Here is a 21,562-nt window from a genome sequence, read left to right as displayed (position 1 = left end):
AAAACTCAGTCAGTGATGGGGATATCGAAGGTCTGAAATGCATCGTCCAGCGGATGGTAACCCAACACCCGTGTGGTTTCGCTCAGGTCCAGGCGCTTGAAGCGGTTATTGGAAATGCCATGGGCGATCAGGTGTTTCACGCCCTCGGCCTCCACTGCACGCTGCAGCAGCTGCACGGCATCCCGCGGGCTGAGCCAGGCGCTGAGGTCGCGGGCGTTGTTCAGGTCGTGGGTTTCAACGAATTCGAACGCGCCGATGCGCAGGGCAATCGTCGACAGCGGGGTTTTCGCCGCGTAGTAGCCACACAGCGCTTCGCCGTAGCATTTGCTCACGCCATACAGGTTGGCCGGCATCACCTGCATGCCTGGGCTGATCTGCCGGTCTACCGGGTAGCCTTCGATGGTTTGCGCGCTGCTGGCGAACACCAGGCGCTGTACACCCGCCGCCACAGCGGCTTCGAACAGGTAGGTGGTGGCGAGGATATTGTTCGGCAGCAATTCGTCGAACGTGGCGCTGGCGTGGGGGATGCCCGACAGGTGCACGATCACATCGATGCCTTCGAGCAAGCTGGCGAGGCTGGCTTTGTCGCTGAGGTCGGCGTGCACGAAGCGGTGTTCGCCCAGGTCGAAATCAGGCGCGATGCGGTCGGTGAGGGTGAAACGGTAGCGGTCTTTCGATGCTTCGAAAAACGTCTTGCCGATTCTGCCGCAGGCGCCGGTGAGCAGTACGTTGAGTCCTTTCACGGGCATGTCCTTAGTTATGCCCGTCGAGGGCGAATAGCTGGAAGCCCTGGTGCTGGCCGAGGCGCTGGTAGTAGGCGGCAATGGCGGGGTAGGCCGGGCGCGCCATGGGCGTCATCTGCCAGCGGTGCACCGAGAGGCCGATCAGGATGTCGGCGAGGGTGAATTCATCGCCGGCAACAAAGGCCCCGGTTTTGCTCAGTTGTTGCTCGAGGATGCCCATCTTGTCGTTCCATCGTTGCACGGCGGCTTCAATCTGCGCCGCGTCCAGGCCGTCCGGGTTATTGCGTACCAGGGCGGTGAAGGCATCGCCCCAGGCACGGTTGAGCTCGACGGCCTGCCAGTCGATCCACTGCTCGACCCGGGCGCGTGGGGCGGGCTCGATGGGCAGCAGGTCGTGGCGCTGGTAAAGCCCCACCAGGTAGCGGCAGATGGTATTGGACTCCCACAGCACGCCGTGGTCGTCGATCAGCACGGGTATCTGGGCATTGGGGTTCAGGGCGAGGAATTCGGCGGACTGGGTGGGCTGGAAGCCGATGCCCCAGTCTTCGCGCACGTAGTCGATGCCCAGTTCCTGGCAGGTCCAGAGCACTTTGCGCACGTTGATGGAGGACGTGCGACCCAGGATTTTCAGTGAATGTGCCATGGTGCTTTCCTTGCGATGGAGAACAGCCAATCTAGCAGGAGGGAGAAGCTACGGCGATGCCTCCGAGCGGGCGGGGTTAAATGTGGGACTACGTGCTCTCGCGAACCTGCAACTCAAACCCCATATCCACCACCGGCTTGGCGATCCTGTTGCCCGCCATGATCGTCAACAAATGCTCCGCCGCCCGCCGCCCGATCGCTTCCCTGGGGGTACTGATGCTGCTCAGGCGCGGCACCATGAAGGACGACGCCGGCAAGTCGTTGAAACCCAGCACCGCGACACGTTCTGGCACTTTGATGCCGTGGCGCATGGCTTCCAGCAGCGCGCCCTGTGCCAGGTCGTCGTTGCCGAAGAAGATCGCATCCACATCCGGATGGGCGGCCAGCAGTTGCAGGAACAGTTCGCCGCCCAGGCCCACCGAGGAAGGGCGTGGTGTCAGCAGTTCCAGCGCCGGGTCGTACAGGCCCGCCTGTTGCAGCGCACGGCGAAAGCCTTCGCCACGCAGCAGGGTGCGTTGGTCCAGTTGCGCGCCGATATACGCCAGGCGCTTGCGCCCACGGGAGATCAAATGTGCGGCCGCGGTTTCACCCGCCGCCAGCTGCGAGAAGCCCACGCAGTTCACGCCGGCATTGGGGTCCAGGTCCATCATGTACACACACGGCACATTGCTGGCCTCGACCATCCGTCGGGCGCTTTCGGTGCGATCGAAGCCGGTCAGCAGCAACCCGCGTGGCTGATAGGCCATGTAGTTGCGCAGCAGGTTTTCCTCTTCGTCGCGCGAATAGTGGGAGTTGCCGATCAGCACTTCAAAGCCCTTGGGCTGCAGCACCTGGTGGATGGCTTCGAGGGTTTCGATAAACAGCAGGTTGGACAACGACGGCACCAGGACTACCACCGAATGGCTCTGGGCCGAAGCCAGGGCACGGGCGGCGGGGTTGACCACGTAGTTGAGTTCGGCAGCGGCGTGCTGGACTTTTTCCACCAGTTCGATGGCCACGGTGCTGATGCCGCGCAACGCGCGGGAGGCGGTAATCGGGCTGACGCCGGCCAGGCGGGCAACTTCGTTGAGGGTAGGGCGACCGGTGGTGCGGGTATTTTTATCGTTCTTGGAGGTCATCAGGCGGCTTGCCAAACAAAAATCGAGGCACTAAGGTAGCGCTGTCTCCAAAAGGCTGCAAATTATTGAACTATGGGTTGCCTGATCCGGTTCAAATGATTGGAGCGGATGCACGCGTCACTCCATAAAAATGACAAGACGGCGCGGGAAAAGCCTGTTTTTGCACTCGCCTCACGGCGTGCAAAGGTAGCGCTATCTGCGTCTTGAGGTGTTCCATGAGTCAACCTGTTACCGCCCTGGTCATCATGGGTGTTGCCGGCTGTGGCAAGACCAGCGTCAGCGAGGCCCTGTGCCGCCTGAACGGTGCCACCGCCATTGAAGGCGACAGCTTTCACCCCGCCGCGAACATCGAAAAGATGAGCGCCGGCCACCCCCTCAACGACGACGACCGCGCCGGTTGGCTCGACATCCTGTGCGATGAACTGCGCCGTTCGCTCAAAGCCGGTGAACATCCGGTACTCACCTGCTCCGCGCTGAAAAAGAAATACCGCGACCACCTGCGCGAAGCCGCGCCGGGCCTGGGTTTTGTATTCCTGGAGTTGACCCGCGAAGTCGCCGCCGACCGCGTGTCCCATCGCCCCGGCCATTTCATGCCGGCCAGCCTCATCGACAGCCAGTTCGCCACCCTTGAATCGCCCCAGGGCGAGCCGCTGACCCTGGCCCTCAACGCCAGCGAAGACAGCGTCGAGGAGTTGGCCAGGCAGACCAACGCCTGGTGGCTGACACACGGTTTTGAACCATCCAACTGATTTTTTGCCGGAAAAGATAGCGCTATCCCCGGCAGGAAATTCAACACCCGCTTTAATAACAACAACAAACAGGAGAGACCCCCCATGTTTGGCATGTCCCACGAGTCGTACCTGCTGTTAGATGCAGTCGTTACCATCATCGGGCTGATCGTCTTGATCACCCGCTTCAAGGTTCACCCATTTATTGCGCTGATCATCGCGGCCGGCTTCCTTGGCCTGACCTCGGGCATGCCGGTGGACAAGATCATCAAGGCGTTCCAGGACGGTTTCGGCGGGGTGCTTGGCTTTGTCGGCATCATCCTCGCGCTGGGCACCATGCTCGGCAAGATGATGGCCGAATCCGGCGGTGCCGATCAGATCGCCCAGACCCTGATCCGCGCCTTTGGCAAGGACAAGGTCCAGTGGGCCATGATGTTCGCCGCATTCCTGGTGGGCATTCCGTTGTTCTTCGAGATCGGCTTTGTACTGCTGATCCCGCTGGTGTTTATCGTTGCGCGCCGCACCGGCGTGTCGCTGATCAAGATCGGCATCCCGCTGCTCGCCGGCCTCTCGGCAGTCCACGGCCTGGTGCCGCCGCACCCGGGCCCGCTGCTGGCCATCGGTGTGTTTGGCGCCGACATCGGCAAGACCATCCTGTACGGCCTGATCGTCGCGCTGCCGACGGCCATCATCGCTGGCCCGATCTTCGGTACGTTTATCGCCAAGTACATTCCGGGCAACCCGTCCCAGGAACTGGTCGATCAACTGGCCCGCGAGCCTGAGAACAAAAACCTGCCGAGCTTCAGTATCACCCTGGTCACCGTGCTGCTGCCGGTGTTCCTGATGCTGCTCAAAACCTTCGCCGACATCGCCTTTGCCGAAGGCAACGTGGTGCGCAACTGGATGGACATGATCGGTCACCCGATCACCGCCTTGCTGCTGGCGTTGCTGCTGTCGCTGTACACCTTTGGCAGCCGCCAGGGCATCCATTCCAAGCAGATCCTCAAGCTGCTCGACGCCAGCCTTGCGCCGACCGCCGCGATCATCCTGATCATCGGTGCCGGTGGTGGCTTCAAGCAGATGCTGGTGACCAGCGGCGTGGGTGACGTGATCGGCCACATGGCGGTAAACGCACAGATCAACCCGATCCTGCTGGCGTGGCTGGTGGCGGCGGTGATTCGTGTGGCGACCGGTTCGGCCACCGTGGCGACCATTACCGGCGCGGGCATCGTAGTGCCGGTGGTGGGGATGATTCCCGGAGTTAACCGTGAGCTGCTGGTGTTGGCGACGGGGGCGGGTTCGTTGATCCTGTCGCACGTCAACGATGCGGGGTTCTGGCTGGTGAAGCAGTACTTCAACATGACCGTGGCCGAGACCTTCAAGACCTGGACGGCGATGGAAACCATCCTCTCCGTTGTGGCACTGATCTTTATCATGTTGCTGTCGTTGGTGGTCTAACAGACACGCTACAAGGCAAGGGTGAAAACCCAATCAACTGTGGGAGGGGGCAAGCCCCTCCCACAGTTTGACCACATTTGTTCAGGTGGATCGGGTCAGGCTTTAGCAACCAGCCCATCCGCCCGGAACATCCCGCGAATCCCGCGCACCGCCTGGCGAATCCGGTCCTGGTTCTCGATCAGCGCGAAGCGCACATGATCATCCCCATACTCGCCAAACCCAATCCCCGGCGACACACAGACCTTCGCTTCCAGCAGCAGCTTCTTGGCGAATTCCAGTGAACCCATGGCGGCATACGCCTCGGGAATCTTCGCCCAGACGTACATCGACGCCTTGGGGTTCTCCACCATCCAGCCCAGCTCATGCAGGCCCTTGACCAGCACATTGCGGCGCTGGCGGTACTGCTCGGCGATATCCTTCACGCACTGTTGGTCGCCTTCCAGTGCGGCGATCGCCGCCACTTGCAGCGGGGTGAAGGTGCCATAGTCGTGGTAGCTCTTGATCCGCGCCAGGGCATTGACCAGTTCCGGGTTGCCCACCATGAAACCGATGCGCCAGCCGGCCATGTTGTAGCTCTTGGACAGGGTGAAAAACTCCACCGCAATGTCCTTGGCGCCCGGCACCTGCATGATCGACGGGGCTTTCCAGCCGTCGTAGACAATGTCGGCGTAGGCCAGGTCATGCACCACCAGCACGTTGTACTGCTTGGCCAGGGCGATCACCCGTTCGAAGAAATCCAGCTCCACGCACTGCGCGGTCGGGTTGGACGGGAAGCCGAGGATCATCATCTTCGGCTTGGGGATCGACCCACGGATCGCCCGTTCCAGCTCGGCGAAGAAGTCCACGCCAGGCACCAGCGGCACCGAACGCACCTGGGCGCCGGCAATCACGGCACCGTAGATATGAATCGGGTAGCTCGGGTTGGGCACCAGCACCGTGTCGCCCTGGTCCAGGGTGGCCAGCATCAGATGCGCCAGGCCTTCCTTGGAACCGATGGTCACGATGGCTTCGGTCTCGGGGTCGATGTCGACAGCGTAGCGATCCTTGTACCAGCGCGAAATTGCCCGGCGCAGACGTGGAATGCCTTTGGAGGTGGAATAGCCGTGGGTGTCTTCACGCTGGGCGACGGTAACCATCTTCTCCACGATATGGGGAGGCGTGGCGCCGTCGGGGTTACCCATGCTCAAGTCGATGATGTCTTCGCCGCGCCGACGCGCAGCCATCTTCAGCTCGGCAGTGATATTGAAAACGTAAGGGGGGAGTCGATCTATGCGCGCAAAGCGGCGCGGCGAACCAAGGTCTGCCATTGTTGCCTCGAGAGTACGTAAGCGCCCGGAACCGTCCGAGCGACGTCGGCCACTGCGGTGGCCTGCGGGGCAGACAATACGGTCGATGATGGCCAGTTGTCCAGATGCGTAGGAAAATTTTCTGCATGGAGTACTGCAAGGATATGCCCCTATACTCGATACGGGTTTGTTCCCTCATAAGAAGGAGACTGTTCAGATGGACCAGCAGACAAAACAACCGTTAAAGCCACGCATGGAAGACGGCAAGGCCCTGGTGATCGCCGGGGTGCAAGGGCGTTATTCGAAGGCTACCGTGGGGGATATCCCCAAGTTGTGGAGTGTGTTCGACGAAAGCGTAAAACACATCAAGAAACGCGTCGGCGGAGTGACCTACGGCGTTTGCCATAACCCCAGCCACGGTGAATTCGATTACATGGCCGGGGTGGAAGTACCGTCCAAAAGCGATGTGCCGAGCAACTTCGAGTGCGTCGAACTGCCTGCGCACCACTACGCCGTGTTCCCGCACTATGGCCCGGTGCAGGCACTGGAGCAGACCTACGAGCGCATCATGTTCGAGTGGTTGCCGCACTCGGGCTACAAGGTGGCGGGGGCGGATTTCGAGCGGTACAGCGCGGATTTTGATGGGCGCAAGGGCACGGGGACGGTGGAGGTCTGGTTGCCCGTGGAACACAAGTAACCCACTGGCTGAACGCTTGTCTCGCCGCAACCACAGGACGTTCAGCCACCAAAGCTGAGTTGATAGCCCTGCGCAGATTGACGTATGGCTTTCGCTACATCAGGGGCCAACCGGCAGTAATCGTCTTCGCGCTTGAGCACGGCTTCCAGGGTTTGAAGGAGTGCCTGAATGCGCGCTTCGGGATTTTCAATTTCGCAGGTTCTTGCAAATTCCAGGATGCCCAGGCGTGCAGCAAACAATGATTTGTTGCCGGACAGGTCAAGTGCCAGTGAGTCCTCAGGGAGATAGGCGGTGGTGTTCACAATGTCGTATACCGGTGCCAGCCGGGTATCCGATTTCAGCGGGTCGCTATAGAGCACGCCGAAGTTCTTCAAGTGAGCGTCGCCATTACCCACTATGCAGCTCAGTGCCACGCTGTCGAACAATTGATCAAGCGAGCTGCGTTGATGTTCTGGGGCGCAGAACACGCGTACGGCCTTGGCGATTGCTGCGTAACTCTTGGTGTACTTCTGCTCCGCAGACAGGCCCATCAAGGTGGTCATGTCTTCGAAACCCAGCGGGTTGAGCTGCTCGTCCCGATCAAAGCGCCGCATGATGAACAGCTTATGATTCTGCGACAGGTAAAAAGGTGGCACCGGCAAGCCTGCATCCCGGGCGATGGACATGCACAGGTACTCATTGATGGCCAACCCCGGAAACTCATCGCGCCCGCTTTTGATAATCAGGTCGTTGATTTTCGACGTGAACTTCTGCGCGGATGCCTGCGGTTTTTCCGGCACCAGTACTTTGGGCTGCACGCCAGAAATACCTGCTCGCAGGATGTAGCGATCCACCAGTTCCAGGAACAGATCCTCCGCGCCGTCCCAGGCGAGAATTTCGTTGAGGTTTTCTCCGCTGGAGGGAGGGCTGTTGCGCAGGATCAGGTCGTTTACTTGATCCGAAGACACGAACACCCTACCAATCGGTGCACTGCTGCCCGAGAGTGCCAGCAACAACATCGGATCGACCTTGACCGTCTTGGCGAGGCGATTGCGCAATTGCTCCAGAACGTAGCCTTCCGGCAGGTTCATCTGGAAGATGGGGTGAAGTTCTCGGCGGCGATATTCTTCGGCGCGAACGGGCATCGTCAGGCTGACTGCGGTTTGTGCCCGCAGGTTTTCGCCGTAGCGGAACAAATAGTCGTTGGCACTCATCAACACGCTGCCGCTTTTACCTTGAGGGGTATGAACGCGTAAATGGGGGCTAATCATTGAACAAGTCCTCCAGTTCCTCCAGGGTCGGCATGGTCACAGGCACTAATTTGAATTCGCTGCCCAAGGCGGCGATCACTCGGGCATAGGCATTCATTGAGACCGAGAGGCTGCCTTGTTCGACTTCTATCAGCTTCTGCCGGGTAACCCCTGCAAGTTTCGCCAGATCCGCTTGTTTATAGCCACGGTTAAGTCGCATGGCGCGAATTTGGCTGCCCAGTCGCTGAGTGATAACCGAAGTATCCATGTCATATATTCATTACTTTTTAATTGGAAGTTATGTATACGTTACATTTAAAGTAAGTCAAGACCGCTTCGACCCAACACCCACCTCAACCTCCGCTCATACCCACCCCGCCCCTTATACGCCTCCCCGCTGTCCACCCATCCTGCGCCCAGATACAACCCCATCGCCGCCACATTGTGCGTGTCCACCGACAACTCCAGCGCCTTGATCTGCGGCCACGCCTGCAAGGCCGCCGCCGGCAAGGCTTGCAAACAGGCCTTGCCGAATCCACGCCCTTGCTGCTGCCGATCCACCTGCAACGCATGCAGCGTTGCGCTGTGTTCATCGGCCCAGTGGGGCAGGCAGGGCGGGCGTTTAAGCAGGAGGAAGGCTACCGGACTGTCGTCTGCCAGCAGGGCAAAGCCTTTGACGCCGGGGCTGGGCTTGGCCAGGAGCGAATTGAGGGCGCAATACATGTCGCCGCAAAACGGCAGCTGTTCAGGGTGAACTTCGATGGCGCTGACATGCTGTTGTTGCACGGTATTCAGCGTTTCGTAGGCGACAAGGCGGGTTTGCATCGGCGTGTCCGAACAGCGGCAAGGAAGGACGCAGTCTATCGGGTTTGTGCTGGACGACATTATTTTTCAACGGGCTGTCGATTTGCCCGAGGGCCGTTCGACTAAGGGTGTCTTCCGTGATTTTCCAACCCGAAGGAGTATCGCCATGAGTACCGCTATCAACACCCTGATCGAGCAATGGAAGCAAGCCGTGCTTTCCCGGAATATCGATAAGATTGTCAGCTATTACGCCGACGATATCGTCTCGTTCGACGCCGTGACCGCCCTGCAGTTCAAAGGCAAGGCGGCCTACCGTGCGCACTGGGAGGCCTGCATGGAGCACTGCCCCGGCCCGGGCATTTTCGAGTTCCACGAACTGCGTATCGTCGAATCCCAGGACAGCGCATTCGCCCACTGGCTCGCCCACTGCGGCGGCGCCGGGCCGGACGGTGAAGTGAAGGCCTGCTGGATGCGGGTGACCGCCGGCTACCAACGCTTCAACGGTGACTGGAAGGTGGTGCATGAGCACTGGTCGGCGCCGTTCGACATGGCAAGTGGCACGGCATTGTTCGACCTGAAACCTTGAGCGCCGCGAACTATAGTCAATAGTCCGAAGACGGAGACGCACATGAAATACCTCTGCCTGATCTACAGCAACGAGCAGGTGCTGCACACCTCGCCGGACAGCCCCGCAGACCCGGAGTGTCTTGCCTATGCGCAGTCCATCCAAAAAAGTGGCCGTATGCTCGCCGCCGAGCCGTTGGAGTCGGTAACCACCGCCACCACGGTGCGCATGCGCAATGGCAAGGTGTCGATCACCGACGGGCCGTTTGCCGAAACCAAGGAACAGCTCGCCGGGTTCTACCTGATCGAGGCGCGCGACTTGAATGAAGCGATCCAGGTGGCCGGTGGCATTCCGGCCGCCCGGGTCGGCAGTGTGGAAGTGCGCCCCGTTCGCCAATTGAATCTCTGAACACAACAACCATAACGCTTGAGGAGGTTTAGCCATGCCTACGCAACCTGCCGAATTTGAACTGTCCATCAGCCGCGTGATCGATGCGCCGCGCAGCCGGGTGTTCCGCGCCTGGACCGAACCCGCGTTGTTGCAACAATGGTGGGGCCCCCATGGCATGACCACCCCCGAGTGCGAAATGAACCTGTGGGTCGGAGGGCTGTTTCGCACCCTGATGCGCGCGCCGGATGGCAGCGAGTACCCGACCCAAGGCGTGTTCCTGGAGATTGTCGCCCCTCGGCGCCTGGTGTTTACCGACGCCTATACGCCGGGCTGGATCCCTTCGGGCAAACCGTTCATGACCGCCGAAGTGACGCTGCAGGAAGTCGAGGGTAGCAAGACCCTCTACACCGCTCGCGCCATGCACTGGAGCGCCGAAGACAAGCAGGCCCACGAAGCCATGGGCTTTCACGACGGCTGGGGCCAGAGCCTGGACCGCCTGGTGACGCTGGTGACCCAGGGCATGCGCGATTGACGCCTCCCATCGAGGCGATCTACCGCAGTGAGTCCCGGCGCGTCCTCGCCACCCTGATCCGCCTGCTGGGGGATTTCGACCTCGCCGAAGAAGCCTTGCACGAGGCGTTCTTCGTCGCGGTCGAGCGCTGGCCGCAAGAGGGCGTGCCGGACAACCCACGGGCCTGGCTGGTGTCGACCGGACGCTTCAAGGCCATCGACCGTTTACGCCGACAGGCCCGCTTTACCCCGTTATTGCAGGCGCAGGCCGACGCCCTGGAAGCCGCTGACTGGAGCGTTGAGGACGTGGAAGACGACCGCCTGCGCCTGATCTTCACCTGCTGCCACCCAGCGTTGGCGGCCGACGCCCAGGCGGCGCTGACCTTGCGTGAGATCTGCGACCTCACCACCGAAGAAATCGCCCGCGCCTTTCTGGCCACCCCGACCACCATCGCCCAACGCATCGTGCGGGCCAAGGGCAAGATTCGCGAGGCCAAAATCCCTTATCAAGTGCCGTCACTTGCCGAGCTGCCCGAGCGCCTGGACAGCGTGCTGCGCGTGATTTACCTGGTCTTCAACGAAGGCTATTCGGCGTCCATGGGCGCGGACCTCACGCGCGAGGACCTGACCCGCGAAGCCATTCGCCTCGGCCGCCTGCTGCTGGAGTTGCTGCCGGAGCCGGAAGTGATGGGCCTGCTGGCGCTGATGCTGTTGCACGAATCCCGCCGCGCGGCGCGCACCTCGGCCAGCGGCGAGTTGGTGTTGTTGGATAAACAGGATCGTTCGCGGTGGGACGCGTCGCTGATGGCCGAAGGTTGTGGGCTGGTGGAACAGGCCCTGAGCCGTCGCGGCTTTGGCCCGTACTGCCTGCAAGCAGCGATTGCAGCGGTGCATGCCGAAGCGCCCAGCGCCGGGGAAACGGATTGGCTGCAGATTATCGGGCTCTACGATGTGTTGCTCAGTGCCGCGCCGTCGCCGGTGATCGAGTTGAACCGCGCCGTGGCGGTGGCCATGGGCGAAGGGCCGTTGGCGGGGTTGCAGTTGGTGGAAGGTATTCTGGCGCGCGGCGAGTTGCTGGATTACCACCTGGCGCATTCGGCGCGGGGCGAGTTTTGCCGGCAATTGGGGCGGGTGGAAGAGGCCCGGGCAGCCTACGAAAAAGCCTTGTCGCTGACCCAGCAGATCCCGGAAAAACGCTTCCTCAAACACCGCCTGGCCGAACTCAATCTCCCCAAGCAATGAAGATCAAAAATGTGGGAGGGGGCTTGCCCCCGATGAGCATGGGTATCTACACAACTTCCAGTGAATACGGAATCTATGGCAATTAGGCTTCTGTGGTGAGCGGGCTTGCCCCGCGCTGGGTTGCGAAGCAGCCCCAAAACCTTCACCTCGATTGATTCTGGCACTCTGCGGTGACCTTATTGGGGCCGCTTCGCAGCCCAGCGCGGGGCAAGCCCGCTCACCACAGAGTTATGTGTCAGCCTTTAAGAGTTGTGTAGATACCTATGCCCCGATAGCAGGGTGTCAGTCGCTGCATTAGGTGACTGACCGACCGTCATCGGGGGCCCCACACATTAATCTCAATTGTCTGAAAAAAATCACTCCAACATCTTCCCCAGCAACCAACTCCCTGCCGGCCCCGGCGGATGATGCCGTGACCACAGTGCATCCACCGCCACCGAGCGCGGCCAACCGCGTGCCTTGAGTTCGACCAACTGCCCCCCACCAAAGCGCTCCACCAGCCAGCGCGGAATCGGTGCCCAGCCAAACCCCAACTGGGCCATCTCCAACAGCATCAGGTAACTGGGGGCCGACCACACACGGCCATTGGCGCGGGTTTCGTTCGGGTTGATGATGCTGGCCAGACGCAATTCGCGGTGCTGTTGCAGGGTGTGCGCGGTGAGGGTACCGACGCCCGCCAGCGGATGTCTGGGTGACACGAACAGGGCAATTTCCGTGCGCTCGTCCACGGGGGCGCGGGTCAGGTCTGGCGGATACTCTTCCTGGTGTTCAATAAACGCAATCTGCGCGCGGCCGCTTTGGACCAGGGCGATCAGGTCTTCGCATTCGGCGATCAGGCATTCCAGCTCCAGGTCCGGGTAGCGCTGTTCAAAGGCGCTGAGGGCGACTTCGAAACGGTCGGACTGGTAGGTATCGGACATGGCGATACTCAGCTTCGGCTCCAACCCCTGGGCCAACTGACTCGCCGCCAATTCCAGCCGGCTGCTGGCCTCCAGCACCTGCTCGGCGCGTTGCAGCAACACATGGCCCGCCGGCGTCAGCGTCGGCTTGCGGCTGCTGCGATCGAACAGCACCACATCCAGGTCAATCTCCAGGCTCGCCACGGCCGCGCTGACGGTGGACTGGCTCTTGCCGAGCTTGCGCGCTGCCGCCGAAAACGAGCCTTGGGTGGCCGCCTGCACAAACGCCTGCAGCACTTCGTTAGAGGCCATGACTATCGCCTTGATCGATGGTTATTGGTTATGAAGTATCGAGTCAAAGGCTAATGATGACAACCATCGTCACTCACGGAGCCGGGTCATGAACCCTACCAAGTCGATTACTGAACGTGTTTGCCAGGCCATTGGTTTCGAAGCCCTGGCGTTGTTGATCTGCACCCCGTTGCTGGCGTGGATCATGGACAAGCCTGCCCTGGAGATGGGCATGGTCACCCTGGCGATCAGCCTGTTGGCGCTGGCCTGGAACGTGATTTTCAACGGCCTGTTCGACCGCCTCAAGGCGCGCCTGCAACTGGCCAGCAACGGCTGGACCCGCGTGCTGCATGCCTTGATGTTTGAAGGTGGGTTGATCCTGGTGTGTGTGCCGCTGATTGCCGCCTGGCTGAACATCAGCTTGGTGCAGGCGTTTATCCTCGACATAGGCGTACTGCTGTTTTTCCTGCCGTACACCTATGTGTATCACTGGGGGTATGACGTACTGCGTGACAAGCTCCTACAGAAACATGCCGCCCGACGCCTCGATACGTTGGCCGGTGATCCAGGCACTACCGTCGGCGAGCAGGCTGGCAATCGCGCCGCCGATATCGTCCGGTAACCCGGCGCGGCCCAAGGCGGTATTGCTGGCGACCATGGCGTTGAGGTTGGCGTTGTCGCGCACGGCACCACCGCCGAAGTCGGTTTCAATGGCGCCGGGGGCCAGGATGTTGACGCTGATGCCACGGCCGCCCAGCTCTTTGGCCTGGTAGCGGGTCAGCACTTCCATCGCGCCTTTCATGGCGGCGTAAGCGGCGTAGCCGGGCAGGCTGAAGCGCGCCAGGCCACTGGAAATATTGACGATGCGCCCGCCGTCGCGGATCAACGGCAACAGCTGTTGGGTCAGGAAAAACGGACCCTTGAATTGGATCGCCACCAATTGATCGAACTGCGCTTCGGTGGTCTCGGCGAAGCTGGCGTGAATGCCGATACCGGCGTTGTTGATCAGAAAATCGAAGCGGTCCTGTGCGAAAACGTCCTTGAGTACGCCAGCAACCTCACCGACGAAATCAGCGAACGTCGCGCTCTGGCTCACGTCCAGTTTCAGCATCGCGGCACGGCCGCCCAGTTGTTCGATCTGTGCGACCAATGCCTGCGCTTCATCGGCCTTGCTGTGGTAAGTGCCAATGATGTCGACGCCTTGTGCCGCCAGGTGCAGGGCGGTGTTTTTGCCCAGGCCACGGCTGGCCCCGGTGATCACTGCGATTTTACGGGTCATGGTGATGTCCTCGGTGATTGAGTGTGGGAAGCAGTGTATTTGTCCGGTCGTAACGTGATAAACAGCGCTATGCCGGAATCACTGGCCGAATAAGGCGAACAATCCCATGAACAAACTGGAGCTGCTGCGCACCTTCGTGCGCGTTACCGAGCTGTCGAGTTTCACCGGTGCCGGCGAGAGCCTGGGCCTGCCGCGCTCCACGGTGTCGGAACATGTGCAGGCGCTGGAAGAACTGCTCGGCGCCCGCCTGTTACAGCGCACCACGCGCAAGGTGCAGGCCACCCAGGATGGCCGCGTGCTGTATGAGCGCAGCAAGGATTTGCTCGCGCACATGGAGGAGTTGGAGGGGCTGTTTCGCCAGGACGAAGCGCAACTGGCCGGGCGGATTCGGGTGGACATGCCCAACGTGATGGCGCGGGACTTGATCCTGCCGCGTCTGCCGCAATTCATGGACGCGCATCCGCTGATCGAACTGGAGATCAGCACCACCGACCGCCAGGTCGACCTGCTCGCCGAAGGCTTCGATTGCGTGCTGCGCGTGGGCGCGCAGCCGGACCAGAGCGTGGTGGCGCGGCTGCTGTGCAGCATGCCGATGATCAACTGCGCGAGTGCCACCTACCTGCAACGCTACGGCGTGCCCCGGACACTGGCCGACCTGGCCGACCATCACCTGGTGCATTACGTGCGGCCGTTGGGTTCACGTTCGGCGGGGTTTGAATACGTGCAGGGCAACAAGGTGCTGCGCGTCCCCATGGCCGGTCGGGTCACGGTCAACAGCACCGATGGCTACAAGTCGGCCTGCCTGGGCGGCTTCGGGATTATTCAGGTGCCGGCCCTGGGCATGGGTGACGAATTGGCCAGCGGGGAGCTGGTGGCGGTCCTGCCGGACTATCCCGCACCACCGCTGGATGTGTCCCTGCTCTACGCCGGTCAGCGGCATCTACCCCTGCGGGTGCGGGTGTTCATGGATTGGCTGGCGACCATTCTGCATTCGCAGCTTTAACGCCGCGCCGACAGCTGTTGCGGCGCCAGGAAGGCGTCGTGGAAGTAATCGCGAAATGCCTGCATTGCCGGGGTAAAGGCGCGTTCGCGGTGCCAGGCCAGGCCGACGCTCATGGGCGTGACGGGGTCGGTGACGGTCAGGGTCTCGATGCGCTTGCCTTCCAGCGACCAGGGCCGGTGCACCAGGTCCGACAGGATCGCCACGCCGCTGCCATTGGCAACCATGCTGCGCACCGCCTCCACCGAGCTGGTGCGCAGCCGCACCTTGGGCGTTTGCCCGGCCTGTTCCCAATAGCGCATGGCGCTGTGTTCGGCTTCATCGACGGTGAGCAGGATGTACGGCTCCTGCGCCACATCCGCCAGGCTCACCGCACCGCGTTCGCACAATGGGTGATGGCTGGGCAGCCATAAACGACGTTCCGAGTTGAACAGGATTTCCGAGACGATCGCCGGGTGAGTGAGGTTCGCGGTGAGGACCACGGCCATGTCGAACTGGCCATCGAGCAGGCCCTGTTCGATGGCCTGGCGCTCCTGCTCGAACACCTCCAGGGTCACATCCGGGTGCCAGTGCTCCATGCGCTGCAGGTGGTGGGGCAGGAAGTAACCCAGCACCGTGTAGCTGGCCGCCAGGCGCAGCACGCCGCTGGCGCGGTAGTCGGGCAACGGGCTGTTCAGCGCATCGTCGACACTGCGCACAATCACGTAGGCGCGGTTGAGAAAATGCCGCCCGGCATCGGTCAGGTTCATGCCCTGGGCCGAGCGCACAAACAGTTGCACGCCGAGCAGGGCTTCCAGCTCCTTGATCGCCGTGGTCACCGCAGACTGGGAGATGTTCAGGTGAATCGCCGCCTGGGAAATCTGGCCGATTTCGGCGGTGGCCACGAAGTAGCGGATTTGGCGCAAGGTCAGGGACATGGCTTTATCTGATTTTCAGAAGATAGGCCATCTGATAATAGATCTTCCCAAGGGGTCAAGCCGCAGCCTACTTTCGAGCATCACCTTTTGGCGGAGCGTCCCCGATGCAGGCAGTGGATTTCAATTCAGACATGGGCGAAGGCTTCGGTCCCTGGACCATCGGCGACGGCGTCGACGCGGAGCTGATGGCCTATATCAGCTCGGCCAATATCGCCACCGGCTTCCATGCCGGCGACCCCGGCACCATGCGCCGCACCGTCGCGCGTGCCAAGCAATTGGGCGTGGCCATCGGTGCGCATCCGGGCTTTCGCGACCTGGTGGGCTTCGGTCGTCGGCATATCAATGCGCCGGCCCAGGAGCTGGTCGACGACATGCTCTACCAACTGGGCGCCCTGCGCGAAATCGCCCGCGCCCAAGGCATGACCCTGCAACACATCAAGCCCCACGGCGCGCTCTACATGCACCTGGCCCGCGACGAAGAAGCCGCGCGCCTGCTGGTACAGAACCTGCAAATCATCGAGCCGACGCTGTTGCTGTACTGCATGCCCAACTCGGTGATCTGGCGCGTGGCCAAGGAGCTCGGGCAACCGGTGGTGCGCGAATTCTATGCCGACCGTGAGTACGATCTGACGGGCTCCATTGTGTTTACCCGCAACGTACGTGCGCTGGATCCGGCCACGGTCGCGGCCCGTGTCCTACGGGCGTGTCAGATGGGGCTGGTGCGTACCGTAGAAGGCGAAGACCTGTTTATTGAATTCGACTCCATCTGCCTGCACAGCGACACCCCCGGCGCGCTGGAGTTGGTGGAGGCCACCCGTGAAGCGTTGGACCAGGCCGGCATCACAGTCAAAACACCCTAATAAGATCGAACGTTCACTTTTTGCCTGCCTTTCTATAACGATTCCAAGAGGAACAGACATGGCTGAAACGTCCCCCATCCGCTACAGCTTCGGCGGTGATGAACACCTGTTTGCTGAAGTCAGCGAGAGCATGTCCCTGCAGGCTTTTTTCAAGGGCATGGCCGTGACCCGTGCCGTGGAGCGCCTGGCGCTGGAGGGCGTGCTGGATGTGTGCCTGGCCAATGCCTCGTTCCAGATTCGCTTCGACCCCGACCGCATCGCCCCCCATGTGCTGCTCGACGCCGTGCAAAGCGCCGAAGCCCAGGCCGTGGCCGAACGCACCTTGCACACACGCATTATCGAAATCCCGGTGCTCTATAACGACCCCTGGACCCATGAAACCCTGATGCGGTTTCGCGACCGGCATCAAGACCCCGGCGCCACCGACCTGGAATACGCCGCGCGCATCAACGGCCTGGCCGATGTCGAGGCGTTTATCGCCGCCCACAGTGGTGCGCCGTGGTTTGTCTCGATGGTGGGTTTTGTCGCGGGCTTGCCGTTCATGTTCCAGATGGTCGAGCGCGAGCGGCAGTTGCAGGTGCCCAAGTACCTGCGCCCGCGCACCGACACGCCGAAACTGACCCTCGGCCATGGCGGTTGCTTCGGCTGCATCTACTCGGTGCGCGGCGCCGGCGGCTACCAGATGTTCGGCGTGACCCCGGCGCCGATCTACGACCCGGCGCAGCAGTTGGCTTACCTCAAGGCGCATATGGTGTTCTTCCGGCCGGGTGACATCGTGCAATTCAAACCCATCGACCGGGACGCCTACGACCTGGCCGTTGCCGAGGTGGAGGCAGGACGTTTCGACCTGCGCATTCGCCCGGTGGAATTTTCCCTCGATGCGTTTCTCGCCGACCCCATCGGCTATCCGAAAACCCTGCAGGAGGCGCTGGCATGATCAAGGTCCTCAAACCCGGCCTCGCCACCTCTGTGCAGGACCTGGGCCGCGAAGGCTATTACCACCTGGGCATTCCGCCATCGGGTGCTTTGGACCAATACGCCTTGAGTGCAGCCAACCATCTGGTGGGCAACCCGGTGGGCGCGGCCGGCCTGGAATGCACTTTGATCGGGCCGGAATTGGAGTTTCAACGCGATACCCTGGCCGCGCTCAGCGGTGCGTTGATGTCGCCGCGCCTGGACGGTGAAGTGGTGCATCAGGACACCGCCTTTGAGGTGCGTGCCGGGCAGGTGCTGCGTTTCGAATTTCCCAAGGCCGGTGCCCGCACTTACCTCGCCGTCGCCGGTGGCATTGACGTGCCGTTGGTGCTTGGCAGCCGTTCCACCTACACCCTCGGCGCCCTTGGTGGTTTCCACGGGCGACGCTTGCAGGCAGGCGATGAGCTGCCCATCGGCGAAGCCAGCGGTCTCGGGCGGGCAGGCAACAGTTTGCCGATGGCATTGCGCCGCTCGGTGGGCGGCGATGTCACCTTGCGCGTGGTGCCAGGCCTGTATTACGAGCGATTGACCGCGGGCGCCAAGAGCAGCTTTTTTGCCGAACCGTGGACGGTCGGCTCCGAGGCGGACCGCATCGGCTATCGCTTCAAGGGCGGCAGTGCGCTGAGCTTTCAACCGCGTGAGCAGCCGTTCGGCGCGGGGTCGGATCCGTCGAATATCGTCGACAGTTGCTACCCGATTGGCTCGATACAGGTACCGGCGGGGCTGGAGCCGATTGTGCTGCACCGCGATGCGGTATCCGGCGGTGGCTACGCGATGATTGGCACGGTGATCAGTGCCGACCTGGACTTGATCGGGCAGATGCAGCCTAACCAGCGGGCGGGGTTTGTGGCGGTGACGTTGGAGCAGGCACTGGAGGCGCGGCGGGTGTACAAAAAACGGCTCAAGGCCATGGCGGGGCTCTTCAACAACTGACACGACACACATCCAAATGTGGGAGGGGGCTTGCTCCCTCCCACATTTTCAATCTGAGGTTGGTCAGAAGAGTTTGGTGAACAGCCAGTAGAGGCTGCCGGACAGCAGAATCGCCGCCGGCAAGGTGAGCACCCACGCCATCAGCAAATTGCGGATGGTCCGCATCTGCAACCCACCCCCATTGGCCACCATGGTCCCCGCCACCCCCGACGACAACACATGGGTGGTCGACACCGGCAGCCCGAACATATCCGCTGCGCCAATGGTCAGCATCGCCACGGTCTCGGCCGAAGCGCCCTGGGCGTAAGTCAGGTGGGTCTTGCCGATCTTCTCGCCCACGGTGACCACGATGCGCTTCCAACCGACCATAGTGCCAAGCCCCAGGGCGATGGCCACGACAATCTTCACCCACAGCGGAATAAAGCGCGTGGCATCGTCGATCTGTTGCTTGAACAGTTGCAGCTTGCCTTGGGTGTCAGCGTCGAAATTGCCGACCTTGCCTTTGTCCATCAGGCGAATGGTTTCGCTGCTCAGGTACATATCGTTACGCACGTTGCCCACGGCTTCGGCGGGGACTTTGGCCAGGGAACCGTAGCCTTTGACCTGGTCACCGATCTGGCCGGCGAGGGCGGCGAGGGCCGGAATCAACTCGGGCGTGGCTTCCTTGGTACGCATGTAGGTCGACAGCACCGGCCGAGGGTCACCCGCCAACGCCAGCGGCGCTGTTTTCATCAGCGCCACCTGGGTCACTTCGGCGACTGCGGCGAACTGCAACGATTGTTCGGCCGGCATGGCGCGGTTCAGCGCATAGGCCATGGGCAGGGTACCCACCAGGATCAGCATGATCAGGCCCATGCCTTTTTGCCCATCGTTGGAGCCGTGGGCAAAGGACACGCCGGTGCAGGTGGCGATCAGCATGCCGCGAATCCACCAGGGCGGCGGGGTGTCGCCCTTGGGGGCCTTGTACAACGCACGGTTTTTCACAAAGGCGCGCAGGGCCAGCAACAGCAAGGCGGCGAAGGCGAAGCCGATCAGCGGCGAGAGCAGCAGCGCATAACCGATCTTGATCGCCTGGCTCCAATCCACACCGCTGGTGCCGTCACGCCCGTGCATCAAGGCATTGGCCACGCCGACGCCGATGATCGAACCGATCAGGGTGTGGGACGACGAGGCCGGCAAACCCAGCCACCAGGTGCCGAGGTTCCATAGGATCGCGGCGATCAGCAACGCGAAGATCATCGCGAAGCCGGCCGATGAACCCACCTGCAGAATCAGCTCCACCGGCAGCAAGGCAATGATGCCGAACGCCACCGCGCCGCTGGACAGCAGCACACCGAGGAAATTGAAGAAGCCCGACCACACCACCGCAAACTGCGGCGGCAGCGAGTTGGTGTAGATCACCGTCGCCACCGCGTTGGCTGTATCGTGGAAACCGTTGACGAACTCGAAACCCAGGGCAATCAACAGCGCCACACCCAGCAGCAGGAACGGCGTCCACGTGGTGAGCTGGGCGCCCATTTCGTGCATGTCGTGCATGAGGCTGTAGGCGGTAAACAACAGGCCCATGGCAAGCACGGCGAAGAAAACGATCACCGTCACCAGGCCGGGTTTCTTGTCCAGGCGCGGTTTTGAATCGACGGAGGATGAGTGCGTTGAGGCAGTCAGGGAAGGGGTGGCCATGCCGGGCATCCGTGTGGGGAGGATGCCGTTCATATTCATTGCAGAATGTTACAGCGATGCTGCCGCAGGTCATTGTTTAGGTAATTGGATCTGCCACTGGTCTACAAAATACCGTAGTACTCATGTGGGAGGGGCGGTGCGACGATTCGACAGTTGATTGCATTTCAATTTGAAAACTTGCGAAACGCCCAGCGTCCGGCGATCAGCGTGAAGGTCGCGACCAATGCCACCAGGATCCAGAACCCCTCGGGGTCCTGTGAGAGGGGCACACCGCCCACGTTCATGCCGAAAAAACCGGCGATGATGTTGATCGGCAACGCCAGCACCGTCACCACGGTAAGGGTGAACAGCGTGCGGCTGCTCTGCTCGTTGAGGTTGGCGGCGATCTCTTCCTGCAGCAGCTTGATCCGTTCGCCCAGCGCCGTCAGGTCGTTGATGATCAGCGCAAACTCCTCGGTGGATTTGCGCAACTCCTTCACGTCTTCCTTTTGCAGCCATTGCGGCGGGCGGTTGAGCAGGCGCAGCAGCGAACCCGGCTCCAACGCGAGCAGGCGTTGCAGGCGCACCAGCACCCGGCGCGCCGCCCCCAGTTCCGCGCGGTTGGTGGACAGGCGCGAGGACAGCAACTGGTCCTCGATGTGGTCGACGCTGATGCTGGTCTTGCGCACGATCTGGGTCAGCACTTCCCCCTGGTCGCGCAGCAGGTGCACCAGCAGTTCCAGCGGTGAGCGAAAGCGTTCGCCGGCCTTGACCGACGAGCGCAACTTGTCCACCGAGTGCAAAGGTTGCAGGCGTGCGCTGATCAACAGCCGGCTGCGGGCGCAGACCCACAGCGTGGAAATATCCGACGAAACCATGCTGCTGAAGTTGAACACCACGTCGTTGACCACCGCCAGCAAGGCTGAGTCGACGTGTTCGATGCGAGTGGAGCGCGAGCCTTCGTGCAGGGCCTCGAAGAATTCTTCGGGTAAATCCAGGTTGGCCAGCATCCAGCGTTCGCAGGCGGCGTGGGCCAGGTTGAGGTGCAGCCACAGGAACTCTTCCGGGTCGGCGGGTTGCTGCAAGGCCGCGAGGGCAGCAGCCGAATCAATCTGTTCGCCCTTTTCACCGGGACGAAAACGAAAACCGTAAAGCAAGCCAAACAGGTCGGAGTCCTGGTGGCTGTGGTCGAGGCTGTGGTTCATGGAGACTCGCAGAGAAAGCGCCTGTAGGACGTTTCACAGGTTCGCGTGGGCGAATCATTGCAAGGAGGTATGACAGTTATATGACGTTTTAACGGTGCGCATAAAAAAACGCGCCACCCGGAGGTGGCGCGT

At 61.5% G+C, this 21,562-nt stretch carries 24 protein-coding genes; 12 read left to right on the top strand and 12 right to left on the bottom strand.

Annotated features, from left to right (window positions below):
* Positions 1-5 precede the first annotated feature (5 nt).
* The 3 genes from BFQ01_RS10785 to BFQ01_RS10775 form a co-directional block, all read right to left on the bottom strand.
* A complete protein-coding gene (locus BFQ01_RS10785; RefSeq protein WP_065925278.1) occupies positions 6-743 on the bottom strand; it encodes an NAD-dependent epimerase/dehydratase family protein in 738 nt (245 codons plus the stop codon).
* A 10-nt stretch (positions 744-753) separates the two neighbouring features.
* Positions 754-1,386 carry a glutathione S-transferase family protein gene (locus BFQ01_RS10780; RefSeq protein ID WP_065925277.1) on the bottom strand — a complete coding sequence of 211 codons (633 nt, stop codon included), beginning with the start codon at positions 1,384-1,386 and terminating at the stop codon, positions 754-756.
* An 88-nt stretch (positions 1,387-1,474) separates the two neighbouring features.
* Entirely contained in the window at positions 1,475-2,506 is a 1,032-nt protein-coding gene (locus tag BFQ01_RS10775) for a LacI family DNA-binding transcriptional regulator (protein ID WP_176718747.1), read from the bottom strand.
* 212 nt (positions 2,507-2,718) lie between these two features.
* Here BFQ01_RS10775 and BFQ01_RS10770 point away from each other — a divergent pair, with 212 nt between their 5' ends.
* Positions 2,719-3,252, top strand: coding sequence for a gluconokinase (locus BFQ01_RS10770; RefSeq protein ID WP_065925275.1), 534 nt, complete (start codon positions 2,719-2,721; stop codon positions 3,250-3,252).
* 84 nt (positions 3,253-3,336) lie between these two features.
* Positions 3,337-4,689, top strand: coding sequence for a GntP family permease (locus BFQ01_RS10765; RefSeq protein ID WP_027605614.1), 1,353 nt, complete (start codon positions 3,337-3,339; stop codon positions 4,687-4,689).
* Between the two features lie 95 nt (positions 4,690-4,784).
* Here the strand turns inward: BFQ01_RS10765 and alaC are convergent, their stop codons facing one another.
* Positions 4,785-5,996 (bottom strand): alanine transaminase, encoded by a 1,212-nt coding sequence (gene alaC, locus BFQ01_RS10760; protein WP_065925274.1) that lies wholly within the window; start codon positions 5,994-5,996, stop codon positions 4,785-4,787.
* Positions 5,997-6,192: 196 nt separating this feature from the next.
* Between alaC and BFQ01_RS10755 the strand changes: the two genes are divergently transcribed.
* On the top strand, positions 6,193-6,672 hold the full coding sequence (locus BFQ01_RS10755; protein ID WP_065925273.1) for a GyrI-like domain-containing protein: 480 nt from the start codon (positions 6,193-6,195) through the stop codon (positions 6,670-6,672).
* 41 nt (positions 6,673-6,713) lie between these two features.
* On the opposite strand, the gene BFQ01_RS10750 is transcribed toward BFQ01_RS10755, so the two are convergent.
* The 3 genes from BFQ01_RS10750 to BFQ01_RS10740 are packed head-to-tail and all read right to left on the bottom strand — an operon-like array spanning position 6,714 to position 8,726.
* Positions 6,714-7,922: a type II toxin-antitoxin system HipA family toxin gene (locus BFQ01_RS10750; protein WP_065925272.1), complete on the bottom strand. Its 1,209-nt coding sequence runs from the start codon at positions 7,920-7,922 to the stop codon at positions 6,714-6,716.
* Positions 7,915-8,169 carry a helix-turn-helix domain-containing protein gene (locus BFQ01_RS10745; protein WP_065925271.1) on the bottom strand — a complete coding sequence of 85 codons (255 nt, stop codon included), beginning with the start codon at positions 8,167-8,169 and terminating at the stop codon, positions 7,915-7,917. The genes BFQ01_RS10750 and BFQ01_RS10745 overlap by 8 nt, the downstream gene beginning before the upstream one ends.
* 47 nt (positions 8,170-8,216) lie before the next feature.
* Entirely contained in the window at positions 8,217-8,726 is a 510-nt protein-coding gene (locus BFQ01_RS10740) for a GNAT family N-acetyltransferase (RefSeq protein WP_065925270.1), read from the bottom strand.
* 145 nt (positions 8,727-8,871) lie between these two features.
* Here BFQ01_RS10740 and BFQ01_RS10735 point away from each other — a divergent pair, with 145 nt between their 5' ends.
* Genes BFQ01_RS10735 through BFQ01_RS10720 form a run of 4 tightly spaced genes read left to right on the top strand, consistent with a single transcriptional unit; the run spans position 8,872 to position 11,412 of the window.
* A complete protein-coding gene (locus tag BFQ01_RS10735; RefSeq protein ID WP_065925269.1) occupies positions 8,872-9,291 on the top strand; it encodes a YybH family protein in 420 nt (139 codons plus the stop codon).
* 42 nt (positions 9,292-9,333) lie between these two features.
* Positions 9,334-9,678, top strand: a complete 345-nt coding sequence (locus BFQ01_RS10730) for a YciI family protein (protein ID WP_065925268.1) — start codon at positions 9,334-9,336, stop codon at positions 9,676-9,678.
* 34 nt (positions 9,679-9,712) lie between these two features.
* Entirely contained in the window at positions 9,713-10,192 is a 480-nt protein-coding gene (locus BFQ01_RS10725) for an SRPBCC family protein (protein WP_065925267.1), read from the top strand.
* Positions 10,189-11,412 (top strand): RNA polymerase sigma factor, encoded by a 1,224-nt coding sequence (locus BFQ01_RS10720; RefSeq protein WP_065925266.1) that lies wholly within the window; start codon positions 10,189-10,191, stop codon positions 11,410-11,412. Before BFQ01_RS10725 ends, BFQ01_RS10720 begins: the two co-directional genes overlap by 4 nt.
* A 356-nt stretch (positions 11,413-11,768) precedes the next feature.
* On the opposite strand, the gene BFQ01_RS10715 is transcribed toward BFQ01_RS10720, so the two are convergent.
* Positions 11,769-12,623, bottom strand: a complete 855-nt coding sequence (locus tag BFQ01_RS10715; protein ID WP_065925265.1) for a LysR family transcriptional regulator — start codon at positions 12,621-12,623, stop codon at positions 11,769-11,771.
* 88 nt (positions 12,624-12,711) lie between these two features.
* Between BFQ01_RS10715 and BFQ01_RS10710 the strand changes: the two genes are divergently transcribed.
* Positions 12,712-13,224, top strand: coding sequence for a multidrug/biocide efflux PACE transporter (locus BFQ01_RS10710; RefSeq protein WP_043293516.1), 513 nt, complete (start codon positions 12,712-12,714; stop codon positions 13,222-13,224).
* Here BFQ01_RS10710 and BFQ01_RS10705 read toward each other — a convergent pair.
* Entirely contained in the window at positions 13,123-13,881 is a 759-nt protein-coding gene (locus BFQ01_RS10705) for an SDR family NAD(P)-dependent oxidoreductase (protein ID WP_065925264.1), read from the bottom strand. The genes BFQ01_RS10710 and BFQ01_RS10705 overlap by 102 nt on opposite strands.
* 106 nt (positions 13,882-13,987) lie before the next feature.
* Between BFQ01_RS10705 and BFQ01_RS10700 the strand changes: the two genes are divergently transcribed.
* The gene (locus tag BFQ01_RS10700) at positions 13,988-14,884 is read left to right on the top strand and encodes a LysR family transcriptional regulator (protein ID WP_065925263.1); all 897 of its coding nucleotides are present in this window, start codon (positions 13,988-13,990) and stop codon (positions 14,882-14,884) included.
* Here BFQ01_RS10700 and BFQ01_RS10695 read toward each other — a convergent pair.
* On the bottom strand, positions 14,881-15,798 hold the full coding sequence (locus tag BFQ01_RS10695; RefSeq protein WP_027605626.1) for a LysR family transcriptional regulator: 918 nt from the start codon (positions 15,796-15,798) through the stop codon (positions 14,881-14,883). The genes BFQ01_RS10700 and BFQ01_RS10695 overlap by 4 nt on opposite strands.
* A gap of 104 nt (positions 15,799-15,902) precedes the next feature.
* On the opposite strand from BFQ01_RS10695, the gene BFQ01_RS10690 reads away from it, so the two are divergent.
* Genes BFQ01_RS10690 through BFQ01_RS10680 form a run of 3 tightly spaced genes read left to right on the top strand, consistent with a single transcriptional unit; the run spans position 15,903 to position 18,566 of the window.
* Entirely contained in the window at positions 15,903-16,658 is a 756-nt protein-coding gene (locus BFQ01_RS10690) for a 5-oxoprolinase subunit PxpA (protein ID WP_065925262.1), read from the top strand.
* A 58-nt stretch (positions 16,659-16,716) separates the two neighbouring features.
* Positions 16,717-17,595, top strand: coding sequence for a 5-oxoprolinase subunit B family protein (locus BFQ01_RS10685; RefSeq protein ID WP_065925261.1), 879 nt, complete (start codon positions 16,717-16,719; stop codon positions 17,593-17,595).
* Complete coding sequence (locus tag BFQ01_RS10680; RefSeq protein ID WP_065925260.1) at positions 17,592-18,566, top strand: 5-oxoprolinase subunit C family protein; 975 nt, start codon at positions 17,592-17,594, stop codon at positions 18,564-18,566. The genes BFQ01_RS10685 and BFQ01_RS10680 overlap by 4 nt, the downstream gene beginning before the upstream one ends.
* A 63-nt stretch (positions 18,567-18,629) precedes the next feature.
* Here the strand turns inward: BFQ01_RS10680 and BFQ01_RS10675 are convergent, their stop codons facing one another.
* Positions 18,630-20,246: an inorganic phosphate transporter gene (locus BFQ01_RS10675; protein ID WP_065925286.1), complete on the bottom strand. Its 1,617-nt coding sequence runs from the start codon at positions 20,244-20,246 to the stop codon at positions 18,630-18,632.
* Between the two features lie 164 nt (positions 20,247-20,410).
* On the bottom strand, positions 20,411-21,430 hold the full coding sequence (locus BFQ01_RS10670) for a transporter (RefSeq protein WP_065925259.1): 1,020 nt from the start codon (positions 21,428-21,430) through the stop codon (positions 20,411-20,413).
* Positions 21,431-21,562: the final 132 nt, after the last annotated feature.

It is taken from the genome of Pseudomonas sp. 8 R 14, from assembly GCF_900005955.1.
Taxonomy (GTDB): domain Bacteria; phylum Pseudomonadota; class Gammaproteobacteria; order Pseudomonadales; family Pseudomonadaceae; genus Aquipseudomonas; species Aquipseudomonas marginalis.
The sequence above is the reverse complement of the archived record's forward strand: the minus strand, read 5'-3'. Positions and strand labels throughout refer to the sequence as shown.

Coding starts and splice junctions, on each gene's coding strand:
- BFQ01_RS10705 (WP_065925264.1), bottom strand. CDS start 13,881: ATGACCCGTAAAATCGCAGTGATCACCGGGGCCAGCCGTGGCCTGGGC.
- BFQ01_RS10710 (WP_043293516.1), top strand. CDS start 12,712: ATGAACCCTACCAAGTCGATTACTGAACGTGTTTGCCAGGCCATTGGT.
- BFQ01_RS10680 (WP_065925260.1), top strand. CDS start 17,592: ATGATCAAGGTCCTCAAACCCGGCCTCGCCACCTCTGTGCAGGACCTG.
- BFQ01_RS10715 (WP_065925265.1), bottom strand. CDS start 12,623: ATGGCCTCTAACGAAGTGCTGCAGGCGTTTGTGCAGGCGGCCACCCAA.
- alaC (WP_065925274.1), bottom strand. CDS start 5,996: ATGGCAGACCTTGGTTCGCCGCGCCGCTTTGCGCGCATAGATCGACTC.
- BFQ01_RS10770 (WP_065925275.1), top strand. CDS start 2,719: ATGAGTCAACCTGTTACCGCCCTGGTCATCATGGGTGTTGCCGGCTGT.
- BFQ01_RS10685 (WP_065925261.1), top strand. CDS start 16,717: ATGGCTGAAACGTCCCCCATCCGCTACAGCTTCGGCGGTGATGAACAC.
- BFQ01_RS10725 (WP_065925267.1), top strand. CDS start 9,713: ATGCCTACGCAACCTGCCGAATTTGAACTGTCCATCAGCCGCGTGATC.
- BFQ01_RS10755 (WP_065925273.1), top strand. CDS start 6,193: ATGGACCAGCAGACAAAACAACCGTTAAAGCCACGCATGGAAGACGGC.
- BFQ01_RS10690 (WP_065925262.1), top strand. CDS start 15,903: ATGCAGGCAGTGGATTTCAATTCAGACATGGGCGAAGGCTTCGGTCCC.
- BFQ01_RS10750 (WP_065925272.1), bottom strand. CDS start 7,922: ATGATTAGCCCCCATTTACGCGTTCATACCCCTCAAGGTAAAAGCGGC.
- BFQ01_RS10740 (WP_065925270.1), bottom strand. CDS start 8,726: ATGCAAACCCGCCTTGTCGCCTACGAAACGCTGAATACCGTGCAACAA.
- BFQ01_RS10730 (WP_065925268.1), top strand. CDS start 9,334: ATGAAATACCTCTGCCTGATCTACAGCAACGAGCAGGTGCTGCACACC.
- BFQ01_RS10745 (WP_065925271.1), bottom strand. CDS start 8,169: ATGGATACTTCGGTTATCACTCAGCGACTGGGCAGCCAAATTCGCGCC.
- BFQ01_RS10735 (WP_065925269.1), top strand. CDS start 8,872: ATGAGTACCGCTATCAACACCCTGATCGAGCAATGGAAGCAAGCCGTG.
- BFQ01_RS10670 (WP_065925259.1), bottom strand. CDS start 21,430: ATGAACCACAGCCTCGACCACAGCCACCAGGACTCCGACCTGTTTGGC.
- BFQ01_RS10700 (WP_065925263.1), top strand. CDS start 13,988: ATGAACAAACTGGAGCTGCTGCGCACCTTCGTGCGCGTTACCGAGCTG.
- BFQ01_RS10765 (WP_027605614.1), top strand. CDS start 3,337: ATGTTTGGCATGTCCCACGAGTCGTACCTGCTGTTAGATGCAGTCGTT.
- BFQ01_RS10780 (WP_065925277.1), bottom strand. CDS start 1,386: ATGGCACATTCACTGAAAATCCTGGGTCGCACGTCCTCCATCAACGTG.
- BFQ01_RS10695 (WP_027605626.1), bottom strand. CDS start 15,798: ATGTCCCTGACCTTGCGCCAAATCCGCTACTTCGTGGCCACCGCCGAA.
- BFQ01_RS10675 (WP_065925286.1), bottom strand. CDS start 20,246: ATGGCCACCCCTTCCCTGACTGCCTCAACGCACTCATCCTCCGTCGAT.